This is a genomic window from Paenibacillus sp. HGH0039 (genome assembly GCF_000411255.1).
In the GTDB taxonomy this organism is placed as follows: Bacteria; Bacillota; Bacilli; order Paenibacillales; family NBRC-103111; genus Paenibacillus_F.
Window position 1 is genome coordinate 404,728 of record NZ_KE150412.1, and the last position, 18,929, is coordinate 423,656.

At 53.5% G+C, this 18,929-nt stretch carries 14 protein-coding genes; 3 read left to right on the top strand and 11 right to left on the bottom strand.

Annotated elements, in window-relative coordinates; translation table 11 throughout:
• Positions 1-39: 39 nt before the first annotated feature.
• Positions 40-783 carry a DUF4184 family protein gene (locus HMPREF1207_RS01500; RefSeq protein ID WP_009676608.1) on the bottom strand — a complete coding sequence of 248 codons (744 nt, stop codon included), beginning with the start codon at positions 781-783 and terminating at the stop codon, positions 40-42.
• Positions 784-922: 139 nt separating this feature from the next.
• Here HMPREF1207_RS01500 and HMPREF1207_RS01505 point away from each other — a divergent pair, with 139 nt between their 5' ends.
• The 3 genes from HMPREF1207_RS01505 (at position 923) to HMPREF1207_RS01515 (ending at position 3,849) form a co-directional block, all read left to right on the top strand.
• Positions 923-1,807 (top strand): pentapeptide repeat-containing protein, encoded by an 885-nt coding sequence (locus HMPREF1207_RS01505; RefSeq protein WP_016423395.1) that lies wholly within the window; start codon positions 923-925, stop codon positions 1,805-1,807.
• A gap of 421 nt (positions 1,808-2,228) precedes the next feature.
• Complete coding sequence (locus HMPREF1207_RS01510) at positions 2,229-2,804, top strand: sigma-70 family RNA polymerase sigma factor (RefSeq protein WP_009676659.1); 576 nt, start codon at positions 2,229-2,231, stop codon at positions 2,802-2,804.
• Positions 2,794-3,849: a hypothetical protein gene (locus tag HMPREF1207_RS01515; protein ID WP_170318726.1), complete on the top strand. Its 1,056-nt coding sequence runs from the start codon at positions 2,794-2,796 to the stop codon at positions 3,847-3,849. Before HMPREF1207_RS01510 ends, HMPREF1207_RS01515 begins: the two co-directional genes overlap by 11 nt.
• A 205-nt stretch (positions 3,850-4,054) precedes the next feature.
• Here HMPREF1207_RS01515 and HMPREF1207_RS01520 read toward each other — a convergent pair whose 3' ends face one another.
• From HMPREF1207_RS01520 to HMPREF1207_RS01565, 10 genes are all read right to left on the bottom strand, one after another.
• Positions 4,055-4,756, bottom strand: coding sequence for a class I SAM-dependent methyltransferase (locus tag HMPREF1207_RS01520; protein WP_009676652.1), 702 nt, complete (start codon positions 4,754-4,756; stop codon positions 4,055-4,057).
• 32 nt (positions 4,757-4,788) lie between these two features.
• Complete coding sequence (locus HMPREF1207_RS01525; protein WP_016423396.1) at positions 4,789-5,652, bottom strand: DMT family transporter; 864 nt, start codon at positions 5,650-5,652, stop codon at positions 4,789-4,791.
• 19 nt (positions 5,653-5,671) lie between these two features.
• Positions 5,672-7,390, bottom strand: a complete 1,719-nt coding sequence (locus HMPREF1207_RS01530; RefSeq protein WP_016423397.1) for a dipeptide ABC transporter ATP-binding protein — start codon at positions 7,388-7,390, stop codon at positions 5,672-5,674.
• The gene (gene nikC, locus HMPREF1207_RS01535) at positions 7,390-8,283 is read right to left on the bottom strand and encodes a nickel transporter permease (RefSeq protein ID WP_009674271.1); all 894 of its coding nucleotides are present in this window, start codon (positions 8,281-8,283) and stop codon (positions 7,390-7,392) included. The genes HMPREF1207_RS01530 and nikC overlap by 1 nt, the downstream gene beginning before the upstream one ends.
• Positions 8,280-9,224, bottom strand: coding sequence for a nickel ABC transporter permease (nikB, locus tag HMPREF1207_RS01540; protein WP_009674257.1), 945 nt, complete (start codon positions 9,222-9,224; stop codon positions 8,280-8,282). The genes nikC and nikB overlap by 4 nt, the downstream gene beginning before the upstream one ends.
• A gap of 1 nt (position 9,225) precedes the next feature.
• A complete protein-coding gene (nikA, locus tag HMPREF1207_RS01545; protein WP_231391995.1) occupies positions 9,226-10,794 on the bottom strand; it encodes a nickel ABC transporter substrate-binding protein in 1,569 nt (522 codons plus the stop codon).
• A gap of 87 nt (positions 10,795-10,881) precedes the next feature.
• Positions 10,882-12,255 (bottom strand): opine metallophore biosynthesis dehydrogenase, encoded by a 1,374-nt coding sequence (locus tag HMPREF1207_RS01550; protein ID WP_016423398.1) that lies wholly within the window; start codon positions 12,253-12,255, stop codon positions 10,882-10,884.
• The gene (locus HMPREF1207_RS01555) at positions 12,248-13,066 is read right to left on the bottom strand and encodes a nicotianamine synthase family protein (RefSeq protein WP_009674247.1); all 819 of its coding nucleotides are present in this window, start codon (positions 13,064-13,066) and stop codon (positions 12,248-12,250) included. The genes HMPREF1207_RS01550 and HMPREF1207_RS01555 overlap by 8 nt, the downstream gene beginning before the upstream one ends.
• Positions 13,067-13,490: 424 nt before the next feature.
• A complete protein-coding gene (locus HMPREF1207_RS01560) occupies positions 13,491-13,895 on the bottom strand; it encodes an NUDIX hydrolase (RefSeq protein WP_009674245.1) in 405 nt (134 codons plus the stop codon).
• Between the two features lie 117 nt (positions 13,896-14,012).
• Positions 14,013-18,563 (bottom strand): galactose-binding domain-containing protein, encoded by a 4,551-nt coding sequence (locus tag HMPREF1207_RS01565; protein WP_009674258.1) that lies wholly within the window; start codon positions 18,561-18,563, stop codon positions 14,013-14,015.
• Positions 18,564-18,929: the final 366 nt, after the last annotated feature.

Here is an 18,929-nt window from a genome sequence, read left to right on the forward strand (position 1 = left end):
TTAAAGCCGCCGAACGACGGGCTTCTCGTTAAAACCGGTTCAACTTCGGCCGGTTCTGCTGACGCTTTTGCCAAAAAACAGGCAAGCCAGAAGAACGGCAAGCATAAGTGAGCTGATGGCCGGGACGACAAGCTGTGAAAGAAGCGCCAGACCTTTGCCGTCCACTACGAAAACAGCCGCTATCGCAAAAATCAAGACAAACAGGACCAGCACGGTAAACCAGAAAGGCGCGGAGGAAACCCGCGATCTCTCCTCTGCCGGTACGCGTAAATGCCGATGTATCCACCAGGCCGTCCCTATCAACCCGATCAGCGTGCTTCCGTGCTGCGCCGCTTTGTATACGGGTACTTCCAAGCTTCCCGCCGTTATCGTTCCGCCGAGGAAGGAGATATGGTTGACCAGCCAGGCGCCTTTATGCGTGAATTGGTCCCATATCAGGTGAGTCCCGGTGCCTGCCAAGCCCAGAACCGCGACGGTGAACCAGCCTTTGAAGGAAGCGGGAATTGCTCCTTCCCTTCTCCAGCGATAAGGAAACCGGCCGGGCAAATAATCGTAAAGCGCAGGCCGGACAACGGTTTCGAACAGCAGAAACAGCATAAGGATCATTGGAAGATTAAAAAACACGATCCCCGCTCCATGGTGGCTCCATACGCCCGCAGCCCGGAACCGGACAAAATATTCGAAATCCGGGGACATGCACCCGATAATCAGAGCGGATACCGGAAGGGTCGTTTTGTTCCACCACGGCATAACCGCGACGGGATGCGCGAACGTAAAAGGCATGGCTCTCCTCCTCTCTCGCCTGTCCGAAACAGCCGCTTTTTTAATTGATAAGAAAAAAATCCTTTCGTTCCGGGCGTACCTGCCTTTAAAATGGAGGTTGTTGCAATATACGCACGGTTATACGAAGGGAGTATTTACCATGTCTCAACCTGATGAAAATCCGGAAACGGTTTCCTATAAAAACCCGCAGGCGCTCCTGTCCGACTGCGAGAAATGCTTCGGCCTCTGCTGCGTGGCGCTGCCTTATGCGGCATCCGCCGACTTTGCGAAAGACAAGGACGCCGGCCAGCCGTGTCCCAATCTGCAGCAGGACTTCCGGTGCGGCATTCACACCGGCCTCCGCCGGCAGGGCTTCAAAGGCTGCACGGTCTTTGACTGCTTCGGCGCCGGACAGAAGGTGTCTCAGGTGACTTATGCCGGAGAAGACTGGCGCCGGGTCCCCGGGTCCGCGAAGCAGATGTTCGAGGTGTTCCCGGTTATGCGGCAGCTCCATGAGCTTCTGTGGTACTTGTCCGAAGCGCTGACTCTCCAGCCCGCCCGTTCTGTACACGGCGAGCTGCGCACCGCGCTGGACGAGACGGAACGCCTGACTTTCCTCGCCCCGGAAGCGCTACTGGAGCTTGATGTCGTCGCACACAGGGGGAAAGTCAACGAGCTTCTTTTGCGGACGAGCGAACTCGTCCGCGCCGACGCCGCGAGCCGGCGGAAAGGCGGCACGCAGCGCCGCAAAATCGGCCGGGGCGCCGACCTCATGGGCGCGAAGCTGAAGGGAGCCGATCTGAGCGGCGCCAACTTGCGGGGAGCGTACCTCATCGCCGCCGATCTCCGGAACGCCGATCTGAGAGGGGCTGACCTGATCGGCGCGGATTTCCGCGACGCCGATCTCGGCGGAGCCGATCTGCGCGGGAGTTTATTTCTCACGCAGGCCCAGCTCAATGCGGCGAAAGGCGATGCGCGCACGAAGATTCCGGCAGCGCTCGTTCATCCCTCGCATTGGTCTGCCGCCGGACATGGAACGCAATGACCGGACGACAAGTGCGATTTGACGAGAACGTGAACCCTGCACGTAAACAACGGAGCATTCGATTTTGGGCCGCGTGTTGCGGAAGAGAAGTGCCGCGAGCCCAATCGGCTTACGCTTCCCTCCGCCTCTCTTTTACAGTATAAGGGTCCCGCCCACATTTTAACAAAAATATACGTTAAGGACTGTTGAATAGTTAAAAAGCCGGGTTTTCCTACTCTAAGGAATCCGGCTTTTGTATTCTTCTCGCAGTGAATGTAAGGATTGCAGCGGCCGCCATGCGGATCGCTAAACTCCCGGTTGTCTACCTGATCTAAGTCCGCCGATACTCAGCCGTTTGCAAAAAAAGAAAGAAAGAACCGAACCTTTTTTCGATAGAGAGACAATATAGGGTGTAAGCTGCTTACTCAGGAGGGCCCTCTGAATGCAAAGTGAATATATGTACCAATTGCTCACAAAAATGAAAGATGGTGATCGACAGGCGTTTCACGCGTTGTATGACGCCACTTATCAGAACGTCTACCGGACAGTCTCCTTTCTGGTGGATCATCGGCAGGATCGGGAAGATGTCATGAATGAGATCTACATGCAAATGTGGACCTCACTTGCCAACTACGATACGAACCGGCCTTTCCACTTCTGGCTGCACGGCTTGGTCATCCGTCAAGTGCAGAGATTTCGGGTCAAGAGCTGGCGGAGATTCCGAATTTTTGAACGCATCCGTGCCTTCTCACGGGAGGAATCTCATTGGGATGAACCTGCCGTGTTGATGGATGGGACGAACCGAATGATATCGCAGGCCATCCAAAAACTGACCGACAAACAGCGAACGGTGATTGTCCTCCGCTTTTTTCACGACTATACGCTGGAGGAAATCGCGACATTGCTCGATATTCCGCTGGGTACAGTCAAGTCCAGATATCATGCCGGTCTTCAGGCGCTTCGAAAAAACGTATGGAATCTCCCCCCGGAAAGGATGGAAAAGATCAATGACTATTGAACGCAAAATCCGTGAACATCTGCACGAAGAAGCCGAAACGATGGAGTGCCCACCGGCTATTACCAGACGAATCGAACAATCCTATTCTCACTATTTGCAACGAAAAAGGAGCGAAATAACCATGAAAAAACGATTAATCGGCGGAATAGTCGCTGCTGCGATTTTGATTCCGACCGCGGCCTACGCGGCCCCTACTTTGATTGAAATGCTAACGAGAACACCAATGACTGCCGAACAAGTCAAGGTGGATGAGGTTGGCAAAGCAGCGCTTGAGAAGCTGTATCACGCATTTCCCGAAACAAAATCGTTTGAGATTATCGAGGCAAGCAGCGTTCAAGGTGTCCAAACAAGCATCATCCTGCAGGAAAAAGGAGGAACCGGCAAGAAGATTACCCTTCATACCAACGCCGTTACGGGTGCGATTGAACACGTGATTCAAGAGAATTGGGAGCCTAAGGAGAAGCCGCTCACTGCTTTAACCGATCAGGAAATCAAGTCAAAGACAGATGTTCTGATTGATAAACTGTATGGCAGCATCAAACAGTATGAGTTTGCTATGGAGCAAATGGAGAACCCGGATCAAAAAACGTTTATGTTGAATTACAGCAAAAAGGGTTCAAAAACACCGTTCTACCAGGTATTCGTTCAGGGCAATACGATCAGTGCTTCTTTGATCGGAGGTGAGACTGCGCCTTCAACCATTCAAGTAGAAGGTTTCTTCTCAAGAGACGGTAAGCCCGATTACTTTGCCGACGACTTTTTAAACGATGCCAAACTGTTTTCTTTACTAAAAATCAGCCCGACAGAATTAAAACAAGAACTAGCAAAAGGCAAATCGGTTGTGGAAGTGGCCTCATCTAAACAGGTCTCTAAACAACAAGTGATTGACGTCATCGCAAAAACACAGGTTGACGGACAAATTCAAGGTGAAAAGAATGGCGACGTTCCTCCAGGCAATCGCTCAATTGAACAGATGTTAAAAGCTATTGAACCAAAAGTATTACAAGTGATTGAGCACAAAAATGAAACACCCTCGAAGAAATAACTAGTCAAGGCGGATGAGGTTGCTGTTCTAACCTCAACTCTGCACAGTGACCCGTAAGATGGACACTTTTAAAAAAGTGCCCCTCCTGCGGGTTACTTGTGTTTGGAGTCGCTTCCCGGTAAAATCCGCTTTTTGCGGCCAGCTTACCAAAAACGCATGGAGTGAACCCTCGTTCACGATCCTCCCCATTGTTAAACTACTTCGATCATTTGCTTTCTTGATCGTCAGGCGCCTCGAATCGCAGTACATACGCCTGCTCGTAAGCATATTGAAGATGGTCGGCCACACGTTGGTACCACCTTTTACCCGGTGACAAATCGAGATACCATGTCGGTATCATGCGCCGGATGCCGACACGAAAACCCTCTTGAAAGAACATTTCCGCTATATGGTCGAGGGTATGCTCCTGCATGGGGATGGAGGCATTGCTGTTGATCCGCTCTTGGATATAGGGCAGACTTGGATTTTCGCTGTAATCGGCGAAGGTAGCATAATAGACCCCTCCCGGCTTTAGCGCTTTCTTCATCTTCCTCGCATGTTCTCCGAGATCGGGAATCAGATACAGCACTGCTAAACTGAAAGCCAGATCAAACCGTCCCTCGAATTGCTCCGGCTCCGCAGTGGCCACATATTGAATCGGCAGATCGCCTTTACGGCTATTGGCCACCTCGACCGACCGGCGTGCCAGGTCGGTACCGATGCCTTCCTTGAATGGTCTCTGCTCGTAGAGCAGCCGGAGGAACCCTCCCTGATTGCAGCCAAAATCCAGTACGCTGCACTGCGAGAGGTCTTCTTCCGGGATAAAGCTGAGCACCCGTTTCCAGTGGGGGATATGATCGTTCTCCATCCCCTGGTCACCCTCTTCATGATGCTTCCACCAAACATCGTACAGAACATCCTGATTCAATCGCTTTTCCTCCTCGTTTCAACGGACACTTTTTATATTCTAAGCTTTGTCTTAGGGCTACTTTGGCGGTTCCCTCCGCACAATATCATGCAGCCGGCTACAATCAATACACCGCCTGCGACAGTCAGCAGGTCAGGAACTTCGTTCCAGAACAGATAGCCGAATAAAACGTTCAGAAATAAGCCGAAATAGCTGACTACCTGAACGATGATCGCATTCTCATGGGTAAAGGCCTTCGTCAGGAACAACTGACCAAGAAGCGATACAAGCCCGATGATCACCAGCATTACAGTCTCCCGGGCATCCGGTATAACGAACGAGTCCCACATGAAGGGAATAGCAACCAGCATAGAGGTCGCCACAAAATAAAACACAATCTCATAAGATGGATGCGTCCTGCTCAGATATCTTATCGATATGCTCGCTGCTGCGGAGAAAAAAGCGCTGAGCAGTCCGACGAGCGCATAGACCGAGTAACTGGAATATTCATGCAGTTTCATCAGCAGGAGAGCCCCCGCTAAAATAACAGGAAATACCACCGCTCCCCTGCGACTCAGCTTCTCTTTCAGAATGAGAACGGATAACATGGCCACAAAGATAGGGGCTAACTGTGCCAAGAGACTCGCGTCCGTGAGCGGAATGTTTGATAACGTGTAAAAAAAGGCAAGCATATACAGGCCGCCGCTCAGCCCTCTTACCGCGAGCATCGGGATCCCCTTTCTTGAGAAGGCTACTCCGCTGTATCGCATCAAGATCAAGATGAGCAGGGTTCCTACAAGCCCGCGAAAGAACGCGATTTCGGCGGCGGGGATGGTACTGCTGATGCCTTTCACCAGCGCGTTCATCACACTGAACACGAGGGAAGACAGAAGAGAAAGCAGGATTCCGTTTTTCATATTCACCTCAGACTGCATCCTATTCGCGCATAAACGCCGATACCAGTTGACGCGTGTAAGGATGACGTTCTTCACTGCAGAGCTGGTCGACTGGGAAACGGTCCATAATCCGCCCTTCCTTCATTACCAGGATACGGCTGCACATTCGCTGAATAACAGCAATATCGTGAGAGATGAACAAGCAGGACATGCCGAGTTCCTGTCTTAACTGCTTCAGCAAGTTCAAAATTTGCGATTGTACGGTAATATCCAGACTGGAAGTGGGCTCGTCACAGATCAGAAGCCGGGGTTTAAGCAGGATAGCTCGGGCGATGGCCACTCGCTGGCGCTGTCCCCCACTGAGCTCATGGGGGTACCGGTCTCCGAGCGTCCGCTCCAGACCGACCATCTCCAACAGCTTGGCGGCCGTGTCTCTTCTTGACTGCCCTCTCCCTGCAAATTCCGAAAGATCATGACTTTGAAAATTATCAAACGGCTCCACAATAGAGCGCCAAATGGGCAGCCGGCTATTCAAAGATGAAGCGGGATTTTGAAAGACGGCCTGTATATCCTTACGTACCAACCGCAGCGCACGCCCTGTAAGGGCATTCAAGGATACTCCGTCAAAAATCACGTCTCCCGCATCCGGCCGCTCCAGCGCTAACAGCAGCTTGGCGACCGTGCTCTTCCCGCATCCGCTCTCCCCGACCAGCCCTAGACATTCCCCTCCATAAATTTCAAAAGATAGTTGCCGGACTGCCGCCTCCTGCTCGCTCTTGTTAGGGTAACTTTTTACAAGTTCAACGACTGTCATTAAAGGTGGATTGGGGGCGGTCTGACTCTCACATAAGCTATCATTGTTCTGCATGCTCGTTAACCTGCCGTGAGGAATGATCCGTGGACAAGCATCCCATAGCTGCTGCGTATAGGGATGCTGAGGCAGCCTGCAGATTTCAGCCGCTTCCCCCATTTCCAACAATCGCCCCTCCCGCATAACCGCCACCCGGTCGGCAGTGCGATGCACATGGCGAAGATCATGGGAGATAAACAGCACTGCGCATTCCGTTTGGGCGCGAAGCTCGTCCAGCAGACCAAGGATCCGGTCAGCCGAGAGCGCGTCCAACGCCGTGGTTGGCTCATCCGCGATTAACAAGGCGGGATGCAGCATAAATGCTGCGGCGAGCGCCGCCCGCTGCAGCTGGCCGCCGCTGAGTTGGAACGGATAACTGCCATACACGCGCTTCGCGGGCAGCATGACCTTCTCCAGCCAGCTCAGCGCCAGGGTTTCCGCCTCTTTCGATGGCATCCTTTGATGGACACGGATCATTTCGGTCAGCTGAGCGCCGATTTTAATCAATGGAGTAAAGCTGCTTTGGTAGTCCTGACTTACCCAGCCGATTCTGCGGCCGAGCAGCCCGTTTCTTTTCCTGCCCCGCAGTGTTAGAAGGTCCTCTCCTTGAAAGGTGATTGTTCCCAGAGCTACCTGGAGCGACGAAGGCAGCAGACCCGTAATGGCCGCCGCGGTCACACTTTTGCCGCTGCCGCTCTCCCCAACGATGGCCAGCGTCTCCCCTTTTCGGATTGAAAAGGATATATCCTGGATAATGGGCTGAGACCGATCGTGTCCTCTCCTGCGGATACATAACTCCTTTATGACCAGTACCGGTTCATCAGATGATGGGATTACCCGCCCAAGTTCAACGGCTGACAATGAAGCACCGATAGCTCCCGGGGACCTTATCTCATGCTCCGTACGCATCACGAATACCTCCTCTTACGGCGGCTGTAACGGTCGCTCTGAACATCAAGTGCGTCTCTCAAACCGTCGCTCAGCAGATTCAATGCGATTACAACAGCAAGAATAGTGAGACCCGGATAGATCATTAACTGCGGTGCCGCCTGAAAATAGGGTCGTCCTTCGCTCAGCATCCCCCCCCACTCGGGAGCAGGAGGTTGTACGCCCAAACCGAGATAAGATAATGCTGAAATAAGAAGGATTGTCCTCCCCACATCCAGGGCAGCCAGTACGGCCAGCGGGGAGGCGACATGCCGGATGAGATGACGCCGATTGACCGCCCAAGGGGTACTGCCGGCGACGATCGAAGCCAAGATATAATCTTGTTTCTTCTCGGACATTATGGTCCCGCGTACCACTCGGGCATAGCTGATCCACTTGATGCAGGAGACGGCAAGCAGAACCTTCATCAAACCCGGCCCCAAGAAGCCCGCAACTGTAACGGCAAGCAGAAATTCGGGGAGAGCGGCTGCCGCGTCGGCCAGCCTCATGAAATAAGCATCCGTGCGGCCGCCCCTATAGCCGGACAGAATGCCGATCGGAATGCCGATCACCATGACAACCGTCACGACGAGAAATGAGAGGCCCAGCGTGACCGGAGTGCCCGCCAGAAGCCTGGACCAAATACACCGGCCTAGATGGTCTGTGCCGAGAGGGTACTGCAGGCTGGAGGGTTTCAGCCGCTCCGACATGCTGATCAGCAGCGGATCATGGGGAGCAAGCCATCCCCCGAACAAGGCCGGCAGGAGAAACAACGCGATCATCAGGATCCCGACGCAGGCCATTCGGTTATGACGCAGCCTGTTCCATGCCGTGTTAGGAGCCGATGCGGTGCTATTCGCAATGCGACCGTTCATGCTTCTCTCCCCTTCGAATAACGAATTCTGGGGTCCATATACCCCAGGCTGATATCCGACAGCAGATTGGCAAGACCAATGCACAGACCCGAAAACAGAACATACCCTTGGATGATCGGATAATTACGCTGAGTAAAGGCTTCCATCGCAAGGCTGCCGAGACCCGGCCATCCAAAGAGAGATTCTGTGACAACGGAACCGGCCAACAGGCTGCCGATGCTGAGCCCGAAGAGCGAGATCACCGGAAGTAAAGCGGCTCTTAGCGCATGGTTTACCGTAATCCGCCATTCCGGGATTCCCCTTCCTCGTGCCGCCCGGATATATGGCTGCGAAAGGGTGTCCAGCAGTCCTGATCGCAGCAGCCGGATATACTCCGGCACCATGACAAAACCCAGCGTAAGCGATGGCAGAACCAAATGCCGAAGATCTCCTCCGCCCATCACTGGCAGCCAGTTCAATTGATAGGAAAATAGATAGATAAGCAGCAGCCCGAGCCAGAAGGTCGGCATGGAGATGCCCAGTAATGCGATCAAGCGGCTGATATGGTCCGGCCAGCGGCCTTGATACTTAGCCCCCAGTATGCCAAGTGGAACCGCGGTCAGCAGAACGACCAACATGGCTCCCGCCATCAGGGAAAACGTAGCCGGCATACGTTCTATGAGAATATCAAACACATCCCGGCCTGTCGTATAAGATTGTCCGAGATCCAGCCTTAGAACCCCGGCAAACCACCTTACGTATTGCTCGTGAATCGGCATATTCAGACCAAGCTTCTCTTTTACAGCCGCCGCATCCACAGCGGATACCGCCCCTTCGTCCGCTTTCAGCACAGCCCGCACCGGATCGCCGGGTGCCAGCTTCATCAGGGCAAAGGTAACGATACTCAAGAAGAAGAGAACACAGGCGAGATACGCAATCCGCCCTGCCGCAAGCTTGATCATCCTAGTTCACATCCAGCTTATTCGTGACAATGTAGAACTCTTCCGCTCCGGGCTTCCACCCGCTGATCCCTTTGTTTATACCTACCAGTATATTCGGATAAATAATATAGGAATGAGGGATCGCTTCCGTAATGACTTCAACGGCCTGCTGTGTGAGCATATTGCGCTTCTCCACTTCCCCCGTTTCGTTCAGTGCCTTCAGCAGAGGAGCAAGCTTCTCGACTTTAACCCCGGCGGGATTATAGGATTCGCCCGGCACATAAGCCGAATTCAGAAACGAGCCCCCGTCGCCGCGTGGCGAGGTAAGGTAACTGGATGTCGAAAGGTCCCAATCGTTGTGATCCTTGATGTAGACATCCGGATATTCCACCGATTCGATCTTTAGCTCAATTCCCACTTTGGCCGCCTCCGATTGGAGCAACTGCGGGATCAGCGGGAGCTCAGGGTTAATTCCGCTGAAGGCAATCAGCTTGAGAGTAAGCGGTTTGCCGTCTTTCTCCAGCTTGTCCTTCGCGTTTTTCTTGTATCCTGCACTTTCCAACAGCTCCAGTGCCCCTTGCGGGTCAAGCTTCTGATAGCCGCCTTTCCTGCCGAATGGCAGTGTGCTGTTAAACGGTCCGTTCGCAGGAAGCGCATGACCCAGCATCACGTCTTTGACGATAGCATCCCGGTCGATGAGTTTATCTATCGCTTGTCTTACCCGGATGTCTTGAACCGTGGCGCTCTTGGGATTGTACGTAAAATAATGCGTGCGGAGACTGGTAACCGATTGTATCGAAAGCTGTCCGTCTTGCTGGATCGCCGCCAGCGATTCGGGCGCCAAATGATACACAATACCCGCCTGCTTGGACTGTAAAGCCAGCGTCCGTACGTTAGCATCGGAATTAAATTGATACTTGATTTCGCTGAGCTTGGCCTTACCGTCCCAATATTCGGCGTTCCGCACCAGGGTAACCTCTTTCCCCGGAATAAAGGAGGCTACTTTGAATGGCCCCGTGCCCACCGGTGATTTGTTGAATGCTTCCTTTCCCACAGCTTTCTCGGCCGCTGTACTGATGATGCTTGCTGTCGGATGAACCAGTTCAGCGGGAAATGCAGGGAACGGTTCCTTGGTTTTAAAAATCAGCTCTTGTCCGTTTGCTTCAATGGACTCTACCTTCAAGGAAGCGGACAGGGCCGCGCTGTCAGCGATTCCTCGCTCGAATGACGCTTTTGCGGCGGCGGCATCCAGCTTAGTGCCGTCCTGGAAGAAGATCCCGTCACGCAGGGTAAACGACCATATCCGGGAGTCTTTTGTCTCCCACTTTGCGGCGAGCCAAGGCACCACCTGCATCTTCTCGTCCAGACGTACCAGCGTTTCCGAGACCCCCGCTCTGAGGGGAACCCAGGTGTTATGCGGGTCCAGCGTATCGCTCGGGAGACTGTGGACAATGGTTAATTTCTTGACGGCTTCCCGCTGCGTTGCATCGCCTGTCTCGGAAGGTTGTCCTTCCTTTAGCGGAGCGGCTTGATTGCAGCCGGTTAACAAGAGTACCGCACACAGCACGATCATGGCTGAAGTCGTTCTCAACCTTGGGCGGCTTCCCCCTTTTCGTTTGAATAAATCATACATCCTTCCCTTACTCCTCCTTACCATGAATCGGCTTTATAAAAAATCCTATTCCGTTTTAATTCCAAGCTCGGCATGCCTTGTCGCATGTGCATCCCAAGAGAGCTCTAGCTCGCTTAGAATGAGGTCTGCCTCCCTCTCTGTCGTATCCGTGAAAAGATCGGGCTGGAAGTGCTCTATGCCCTCTTCTTCCACAAAAGAAGACAGCTTGCTCTCAAACTTGGTGATGAAGGCGGACGTTTGCGGCATCGAGAGATTTAACTTTTTGCCTAAACGCTCCACCAGCTTTATTTTCTTATAATCCTCGTACGGCACTCTGGGAATGATCCATTTGCCCTCGGAGTCTTTCGAAATTTGTTTATAAGGAAAAGCCGAGAAATCCGGATATTTGCCTTGTTCATCCGGTTCGGCAAACGGGTCGATCAGAATGGAAGCATATCGGACATATAAGAGGTACTCTTGCTTGATCGGATCCGCTCGGGTAAAGCCTTCGATATCCTCCCGGGAGAGTGTGGTCTCATGAACAGGATAGTTGTCATCGTTAAGGAACTTAAGCAGATTGATCGGTTCGGCGTGCAGGCGGGTAACAAGCTCCCCTATTTCCTTCCACAGCAGCAACATAGATTGGATCGCCTGTGGGGTAATGGGTCCTTCCGGGTACAGCTTGTACATATATTTTCTGGAGGGTATACGGCTAAATATCTCACTCATTGAAAACTCATTGATGAAAAAGGCCGGATGTACATAAGTCGTAATACTGCGACTTTCGGCAGCCACAGGATGGGAAACGCTTTCGAATTGAATGCCGAGCGACTCAATAAACCGTTTTATATCGCCAATCGCCCGACTGTCCGGCTTACTGCTGCCGACTGTAACTTTGCGCTTGAGCCCTCGTACGATCGATCTCAGCACTGTGCACTGGCCCTCTTCAAATGCGAACCTGGAGGCGCCGTAATAGGTGGAAAGAGAGAGGATCTCGATATCGGAGCCCGAGGGTCTCACCAGACTCTGCACCAGCAGATTCGATCCGATCCCTGGCGAGAGAAGCACAATTCGCTTTACCTGAGAAAGGTTCTCCAGCCTTAACGCGCCGATGACATCTGAATAGCTGTCGGATGGCGTACATAGAATCACGGTATGCCACTTATCGTCAATTCCATCGAAGCCATCGTAGTAATCGTCCAGTCGGACCTCACCCGTAAGATGACGCTTTGATTGAATCTGTACGACAGAAGAAAGGGTATAGCCTTGCCGATCCAGCTCACATAGAATACGGGTAGAATGCGCCCCCTTGCGATTCGCCAAGCCCAGCCGGCCGCACCATCCCCGGCCTACATCCACAGCGATATGAATGCCCGCCGGTCCCGCTCCCACGATCAATGTATTTCCGAGCGGGGGAATCACCTGCTCAGGACTAGTCAAAGGCAATCGTCCTTTCCCGGGTTAGTCGTTTGGATTCCATAAGAACCGTGTCGTAGAGGCTATTGTTTCTAACAACGGGCGTCAGATTCCACTCATAAGACAAGTCCGCATGCAGAGGATAATTAAAAAGCGACTTCAATCCGTTGCCGTAACGCACAATAATTTTGGTGTCCGGCCTCGCCGTGCGCTTCACCTCTTCAACGATCTCCAGCTTATTCGCAACGAGAGAAGCGACAAAGACATGGGTAGCCTCTCGGATAAACGGATGGTCCGATAATCGGCCTCCCGCAAACTCCACTAGGGTATGCAGTCCGGAAGCCGAGGCAACCTGGAAACCGAGTTTGACGGCTTCCTCATCAATATCCAGGCACAGTACCTTGGCGCTCGATTCCTTGGCTATCGTTAAAGCCGACAGCGGATAAGCTCCCGAACCGATAAAAAGCACTCTGGATGCCGGTCCGATCCCGAATAAATCAAGCTCCTCCTGAACGGCATGGGACAACTGTTCGATGTAAGAGGTAGCTTCCAGCTCTTGGTTGATCAACAGCCGCGATTGATATTTCTCCATGTCACACAGTGCCTTGACCGATGTCTCCCGCAGTTTCTCGCTGTATTGTCTCACTTCATCATGGGTTCCCCATTCATGCCAACGCTTTTCATTTTCGTCGTTCACCATAAACCGGCAAAGATCGTCAAGCTTGATCTTTAGAAGTTCGAAGCATTCCGGATATTCTCTTGAGAACGCATTCAATTGATTGATTTCATACTCAAGCGATTGCAACGAGAGCAAGAAAGCGTATTTACTTTTCACAAATTCTCCCCTTCCCAGCTTAATCATCCGCTTAGCGGTTTTTAAAAAACAATTGTAAGAGGCTCACTCCTTCCCGACTTCATATAAAATTGTAAAAGACAGTTTAAATATTACATCAATTGGATGATTTGAAATATAGCTAACTATGGCTATTTTTTCCTTTCTTTTACTCTCCACTATTCAGCATTACATCCGTGTGTTCTTATAAAATTGCGTATGTGTCACTGGCCCGACGAAACTTTATCATGGAATAAAAAAACCAGCAGCGGCAAGTTTTTTGCCGTTACTGGTTTTAAAATCAGTCTCAAGTAAAAACACTAATTGGTCTCATTTATTGATCAAATGAGTCTCAAGCATAGCCGTTACTGGATGCTCCCAATAGAACATTTCTTTTGTGCCGGATGCGGTCTACCGACTTTACCGGCTACAGAAGCAGCTTTAATTCATGAAGCCGGTCGAAAATGAGACGGCTGACAGGAGAGACATGTTCCCGGTCGCCGTAAGCCAACCAGACCAGCTCCTCGATTTCGGAAGCCGGGCTTAGATCGCCTTCGAAATCCGCTTGGTAACAAGCCATCCGCACGAGAACTCCTTCCTCTTTTCCGTGAGCCTGGGCTTCAAACGTCCCGAAATGCGACACCGTTTCGGGTTTGATGCGGACGGAAACCTCTTCCTCCACTTCACGCACAAGCGTCTCCGTGTCGGTTTCGCCGGGGTCCCGTTTGCCGCCGGGAATGTAATACGTATCTTTTCCTTTGGAACGCGCGCTAAGAATGCGGCCGTTATCCACATAGATCCACGCGATTTTATCAATACTTGCTGCTGTCATACGATGTACCCCCGCTTGATTTTTCTCAAAAGTATACCACCTTCCGTCCTTTTTTCAAAGGCGCAGGCAAGCACAAAGCGGGCGGGGTACCTCGGTCTTCACACCGCGGCCGGCTGTTCATTTCCGGCCGGCGGCCCTCAGCAGCAGCGTTACGGCTTCCGCACGCGAAGCCGGATCACCCGGCGCGAATATGCCGCCGTCGCGTCCCGCGACAAGTCCCAGCCCGGCGGCTGCGCCGACATACCCGCGTGCCCAGACCGGAATGTCGCCGTCGTCGGCAAAACCGGTCTGCGCCGTCGGCTCCGCCGGCAGCTTCAGCGCACGGGCGGCCATGACCGCCATCTCCGCGCGGGTGATATCCGCCCCGGGCCGGAACGTGCCGTCCTCGTAGCCGTCGACGATGCCGGCTTCGACGGCTTGAGCCGCCGCCGTCCCGGCCCAGGCGCCGATATCGGCCGCGTCCGCAAAGCCGGGCAGGGCCGCGTTGCCTTCAAGGTGCAGCGCTCTTGCCAGCAGCACCGTGAATTCAGCCCGCGTCACCCTGGCGTCCGGCCGGAACGTGCCGTCGGGATACCCGTCGGCAATCCCCTCCGCGGCCGCTCGGGAGACCGCTTCCTCCGCCCAGTGTCCCGCGGTGTCCCGGAAAAGCGGAGGCGGATTCGCGCCGTCCTCCTTCACGGCAAAGACGGCGAATATCCCCGTGTCGGACGCCTCCACGCTGATTTTGCCGCCCGCGGATGCGCCTCCGAGCCGGGTCCACTCTTTCCGGCCGGGATCATAGGTGAAGACGGCAGCTTGACGGCCCGCGCCTGTCTTCCCCGCTTCGTAAGCCAGTGTTACCTTAATCGGCTTTATCAGGCTCGTGCCCGCGCTGCGCGTCACTTCAAAGACAGGACTGACTCTCTCCTGTCCCCCGCCATTAAGACCGGAAGGTGCCGTGATTTTTCGGATGCCGAACGTAACGGTTTCCTTCGAGGCTCCGGCAGGAATCTCGATACTGATCTCGCTTCCGAGACGAGTTGTTCCCCCTTCGCCCGGCTTCAACGTGAGTACGCCGGTCTCGCCGTCAGGCTGTGTACCGCCTGCGCCGCTTGAGCCGCCGCCTGTACCCGTCTCGCTGCTTCCGTCTCCCGGACTCCCCGGATCAGGGTCCGTTCCCGGATGATTGATGGACTCTTTTAAACGGGCGTTTAAATCGCGGAACGTGTCAATGACCGTTTCGAAACGGACCGGATACTCCAGCAACAGACTCTCTACCTGGCGGCGTATATCTGGACTGCCTTTTCCCGTGGACAGCAGCTTGCCGGCTTCGGCGATCAATTCCTGGTACGGCGCCATTTTGTCGTCGCCGAATACTTCGAACTCGTAGATCGAGTACCCGTATTTGGTGCCGTCGACCGGCTTTCTCTCGACTCCCTGGAATTTCACGTATCTCGCCTTTACAGGCTGAAAGTCGATGGTGTCCAGCTTGCCGGCGGAAGACAGGATCTTGTCACCCCCTTTGACATTGGTCCACGTCTGCTTATCTTCGGATACGAGAAGCTTGAACTTCTCCGCCGCCGTCTCCCATCCGATCTGGATTTTGTTGATCGTCTGGGCTTCTCCGAGATCGACGATCATCCAGGAAGCGTCATCGTACGCGCTCGACCACCGGGTGAACAAATTGCCGTCGATCGTATTGCCCGGCGTATGCTCGGGAGCTTCGAGGGGAGAAGACTCCGCTTTTTGGTGAAGAGCCAGATTGTTGACGTCCAGCAGAGGAAGAAACTCGTTGTAAATGTGCACATTGTCGATCGCGCCTCTAAAGGCGTTCGTTTCGCTTCCGATTTTCCGAACCGGCAGCATCAGCGTCTGAATGCGTCTGACCGGCAGAGCGAGTTTTTCGGCGTATTCATTGCCGTTCACATATAGAGACACACCCATCGCATCGCCCGTCAAGTAAAGATGCGTCCATTTGTCAGCCGGTACCTCATAATTGAATACGCTGTCATAATCCTCTTTGGAAAAGCCCAATTTGCCCGTTTTTCCTTGTTTCAGCTTAATTTTCCCGATAGGAGACTCCATCAGTACGGCATCGTCCGGGTTATCCCGTTCCGGCTTGATCCACATGGAAACCGTCCAGCCGAAGCCCATCGTGTCAATCGAAGTCTCGACGTAGCTTTTTCCGCCCCGGAATTGGGCTGCCTTGCCGTATTTTCCTTCTGTAAAAGCGATATTCTCGCCTTTTCCGTGAAACTTGTTTCCGGAAGTGTCTTCCGTACCCCCGTCGAACGGATACCGGATTACCAAGCCGTCCGGCTGATCCACGTGTATGCGGTGCAGGCGGTTCACGCCCGGCGCTTCGCCGATTTCAGCCGCCGTCGCCATAAACGCGTCGTAATCGCTGCCTTCCCGCGCTCCCTGCCACATTTTCTCCGAAAGAACCTGCATCGCAGGCAGCATCCGGACATGAGAATCGTCCATCGAAACGCCGGTTTCGTACGAAATATCGTTCCAAATGGCGAACATGCCGCCTTTGAGCCGCGGTAGCCCGTAGGGCAGCGTAACGCCCGGCCATTTCACCGGCTCCCACTGCCGGTAAAGAAACGGGGTATTCAAATAATCGCGGTACAACCGCGGTACAAGATACATATAGTTGGTATCGGAATTGACGATGTCATAGCCCAAATCCATCGCTTGTTTCGGCCCTCCGTACGGCTCATACCAAATGTCCATGGTGGCCTCGTTGCTGATGGGAGTCGCCCCCGCATATTCATTCAAGCCGCCCCACAGATACGGATGCTTGCCTTTGCTGTTGATATGCTTGATCAGCGTATCCATATATCCGCGGAAAACCTCTTTGGAAGGACCCCCATATTCGTCCGTCCCGATATGGACATCCGGCCCGAGAAACGTCGGTTCCCCGTTGTTGTAGCCGTCGATATATTCGTCGAAAAGACTTTTGACAAAATCCACGGTTGCGGGCTTCGAAATGTCAAGAGTGTGGTCCGTCCCGAGTGAAGGATCGTACGTCGTGAATATACGGGAATGGCCCGGCGTATCGATTTCAGGGATAACATTAATTCTGTAATCGCTTCCAAGACGCTGCAGCTCGCGGAACTCTTCCTTCGTGTAATGGCCGTCGGAGCTCGCCAGGCCGGGATAACGCTCGCTTTCCAGACGGAAGGCGGCCCGCTGCCCGTTCTTAAACGGAACGCCGACGTCATCGTTCAGATGAATCTGCAGGTCCGTCATCTTGTACCAGGCCAGCAATTTCACGTAATCCCTTAGAAAATCAATCGTGTAAAACTTCCGGGCGACATCGATCATCAGCCCCCTCGTTTCGTACTTGGGGTAGTCGCGCGCGGTTCCGACCGGAAGATGGCGGCGCTCCGTGTCTCCTTTCAGAATCTGAAGAACCGATCGGGTTGCCCAGAAGACGCCTTTCGTTTCCGGAGCTGTAATCGTAACGGACTCCTTCACATCCAGCAGATAACCTCCCGCGCCCAGATGCTTCATAGCCGGGTCCAGCGTCATGTACACGTCCCCGGCAGATGCTTTGCCTTGAACGATCTCCGGATTCAGGCCGGTCATCTCTTTCAAGTCGGCCCGGACGGTCTCCGCCGTTTGCCGCAAGGCCGGATCACTGATTACGATTCTGGAGGAGGCCGACAGGGCAAAGCGGCCCGTTCCCCCGGCCCATTCGCGCAGCGAAGGAATGACTTTCGGTTCGGGATTGAGACCCGGTGTCTGTGTGAACAACCCGGGAACATGCACGCCGATGTTGCCGGTTACTCCTTTCCGCGAAGGATCGGATTCGCTCTCCACCTGCAGAAGGAGCTGGACGGTTCGGTCCGACAACGGCGGGTGAACGGTTCCTTCTTTGTCGATGACCGGCAGAGCGTCGCTGCCGTACACGGATATTTTATAACCGGGCGGCATGGCAGGCAGGTTTAGAGAAGTCTGCCCCTTCACGACCGGGTCGAGCTTTTGAATGCCGCTGATGATTTTGGCGATCGGGTCCTCTTTATACACCTCGAATTCGTAAAAAGAATACCCGTACAGGATGCCGTCGCTCGCCGGCGCACGCTCCACGCCCTGGAACTTGACGTATCTCGCTTCACGGGACGGGAAATTCAGCACTTCTTTGCCGCCTTCGCATTGGATCAGGCCGTCATTCTCTCGTATGTTCTCCCATACGTCGCCGTATACGGAAGTGAGCACCCGGTACGATTTGGCGGGCGTCTGCCAATGGATCGCCACCTGGCCGATCTCCTTTTTCCCGCCGAGATCGACCTCAAACCACTGATCGTCCGTTTTGGCGGACGACCACCGGGTCCCCATATCCCCGTCTACGGCCATTTCGGGATACAAGCCGTAATCCACTTCATTGCCCGAAACTTTAACGGATTTCTTCAGGGCAAAGTTTTCGCTGCCGACAGGCGGTGCGGTCAGAGGCAAGGGCCCGGGACGTACGTCCGGAAACGGCCGATCCGCCGATCCGCCGTACGTTTCTTCCGTAACTGGAGTGTCTAGCGGTGCACTTCCCGTTTGCGCGTCCGTTCCTAACCCGAGCGGGTTTTGAGCGGCATACACGGCGGGCTGGCCCGCGCTTAAAACGATCGAAAATACAAGTACAAATGTCAGCATGAAGGAAAGCTTCGCTTGCATTCCTTGATTCGTCTTCATTTACTCATCCTCATTTCTTTGTGAAGGACTTTAGATCGTTTTTCCGGTCCTGCGCGTAAGAGACATAGGTCGGGCCCGGCTCCTGCTGTTGCTTTCCGATTATTTTCCGGTTTCTTCATTCCCCTCCTTCCGATGCTTGATGCGATGAATAGACCCTTCCACTGTTAATACTAAAAGCCCCCCTCCCCCGTTAAAAAGAGATAACTTCTTACATTTATATACAATCGTTTACATCGGGTATCGGACACCCTCCCGAACCGGATGTTTAGCGCCTCAGCACTTCAAACAAAAAAAGCCTCCGATACGGAGGCTTTTTCACAGCGGTTCTCGCTGACCGTTCAACGGGGCACCTTAGCTCGCGTCTTG

Excerpts from the sequence above, each read along its gene's own strand:
- HMPREF1207_RS01500 (WP_009676608.1), bottom strand. The coding sequence starts at position 783 with ATGCCTTTTACGTTCGCGCATCCCGTCGCGGTTATGCCGTGGTGGAAC.
- HMPREF1207_RS01505 (WP_016423395.1), top strand. The coding sequence starts at position 923 with ATGTCTCAACCTGATGAAAATCCGGAAACGGTTTCCTATAAAAACCCG.
- HMPREF1207_RS01510 (WP_009676659.1), top strand. The coding sequence starts at position 2,229 with ATGCAAAGTGAATATATGTACCAATTGCTCACAAAAATGAAAGATGGT.
- HMPREF1207_RS01515 (WP_170318726.1), top strand. The coding sequence starts at position 2,794 with ATGACTATTGAACGCAAAATCCGTGAACATCTGCACGAAGAAGCCGAA.
- HMPREF1207_RS01525 (WP_016423396.1), bottom strand. The coding sequence starts at position 5,652 with ATGAAAAACGGAATCCTGCTTTCTCTTCTGTCTTCCCTCGTGTTCAGT.
- HMPREF1207_RS01530 (WP_016423397.1), bottom strand. The coding sequence starts at position 7,390 with ATGCGTACGGAGCATGAGATAAGGTCCCCGGGAGCTATCGGTGCTTCA.
- nikC (WP_009674271.1), bottom strand. The coding sequence starts at position 8,283 with ATGAACGGTCGCATTGCGAATAGCACCGCATCGGCTCCTAACACGGCA.
- nikB (WP_009674257.1), bottom strand. The coding sequence starts at position 9,224 with ATGATCAAGCTTGCGGCAGGGCGGATTGCGTATCTCGCCTGTGTTCTC.
- HMPREF1207_RS01560 (WP_009674245.1), bottom strand. The coding sequence starts at position 13,895 with ATGACAGCAGCAAGTATTGATAAAATCGCGTGGATCTATGTGGATAAC.
- HMPREF1207_RS01565 (WP_009674258.1), bottom strand. The coding sequence starts at position 18,563 with ATGAAGACGAATCAAGGAATGCAAGCGAAGCTTTCCTTCATGCTGACA.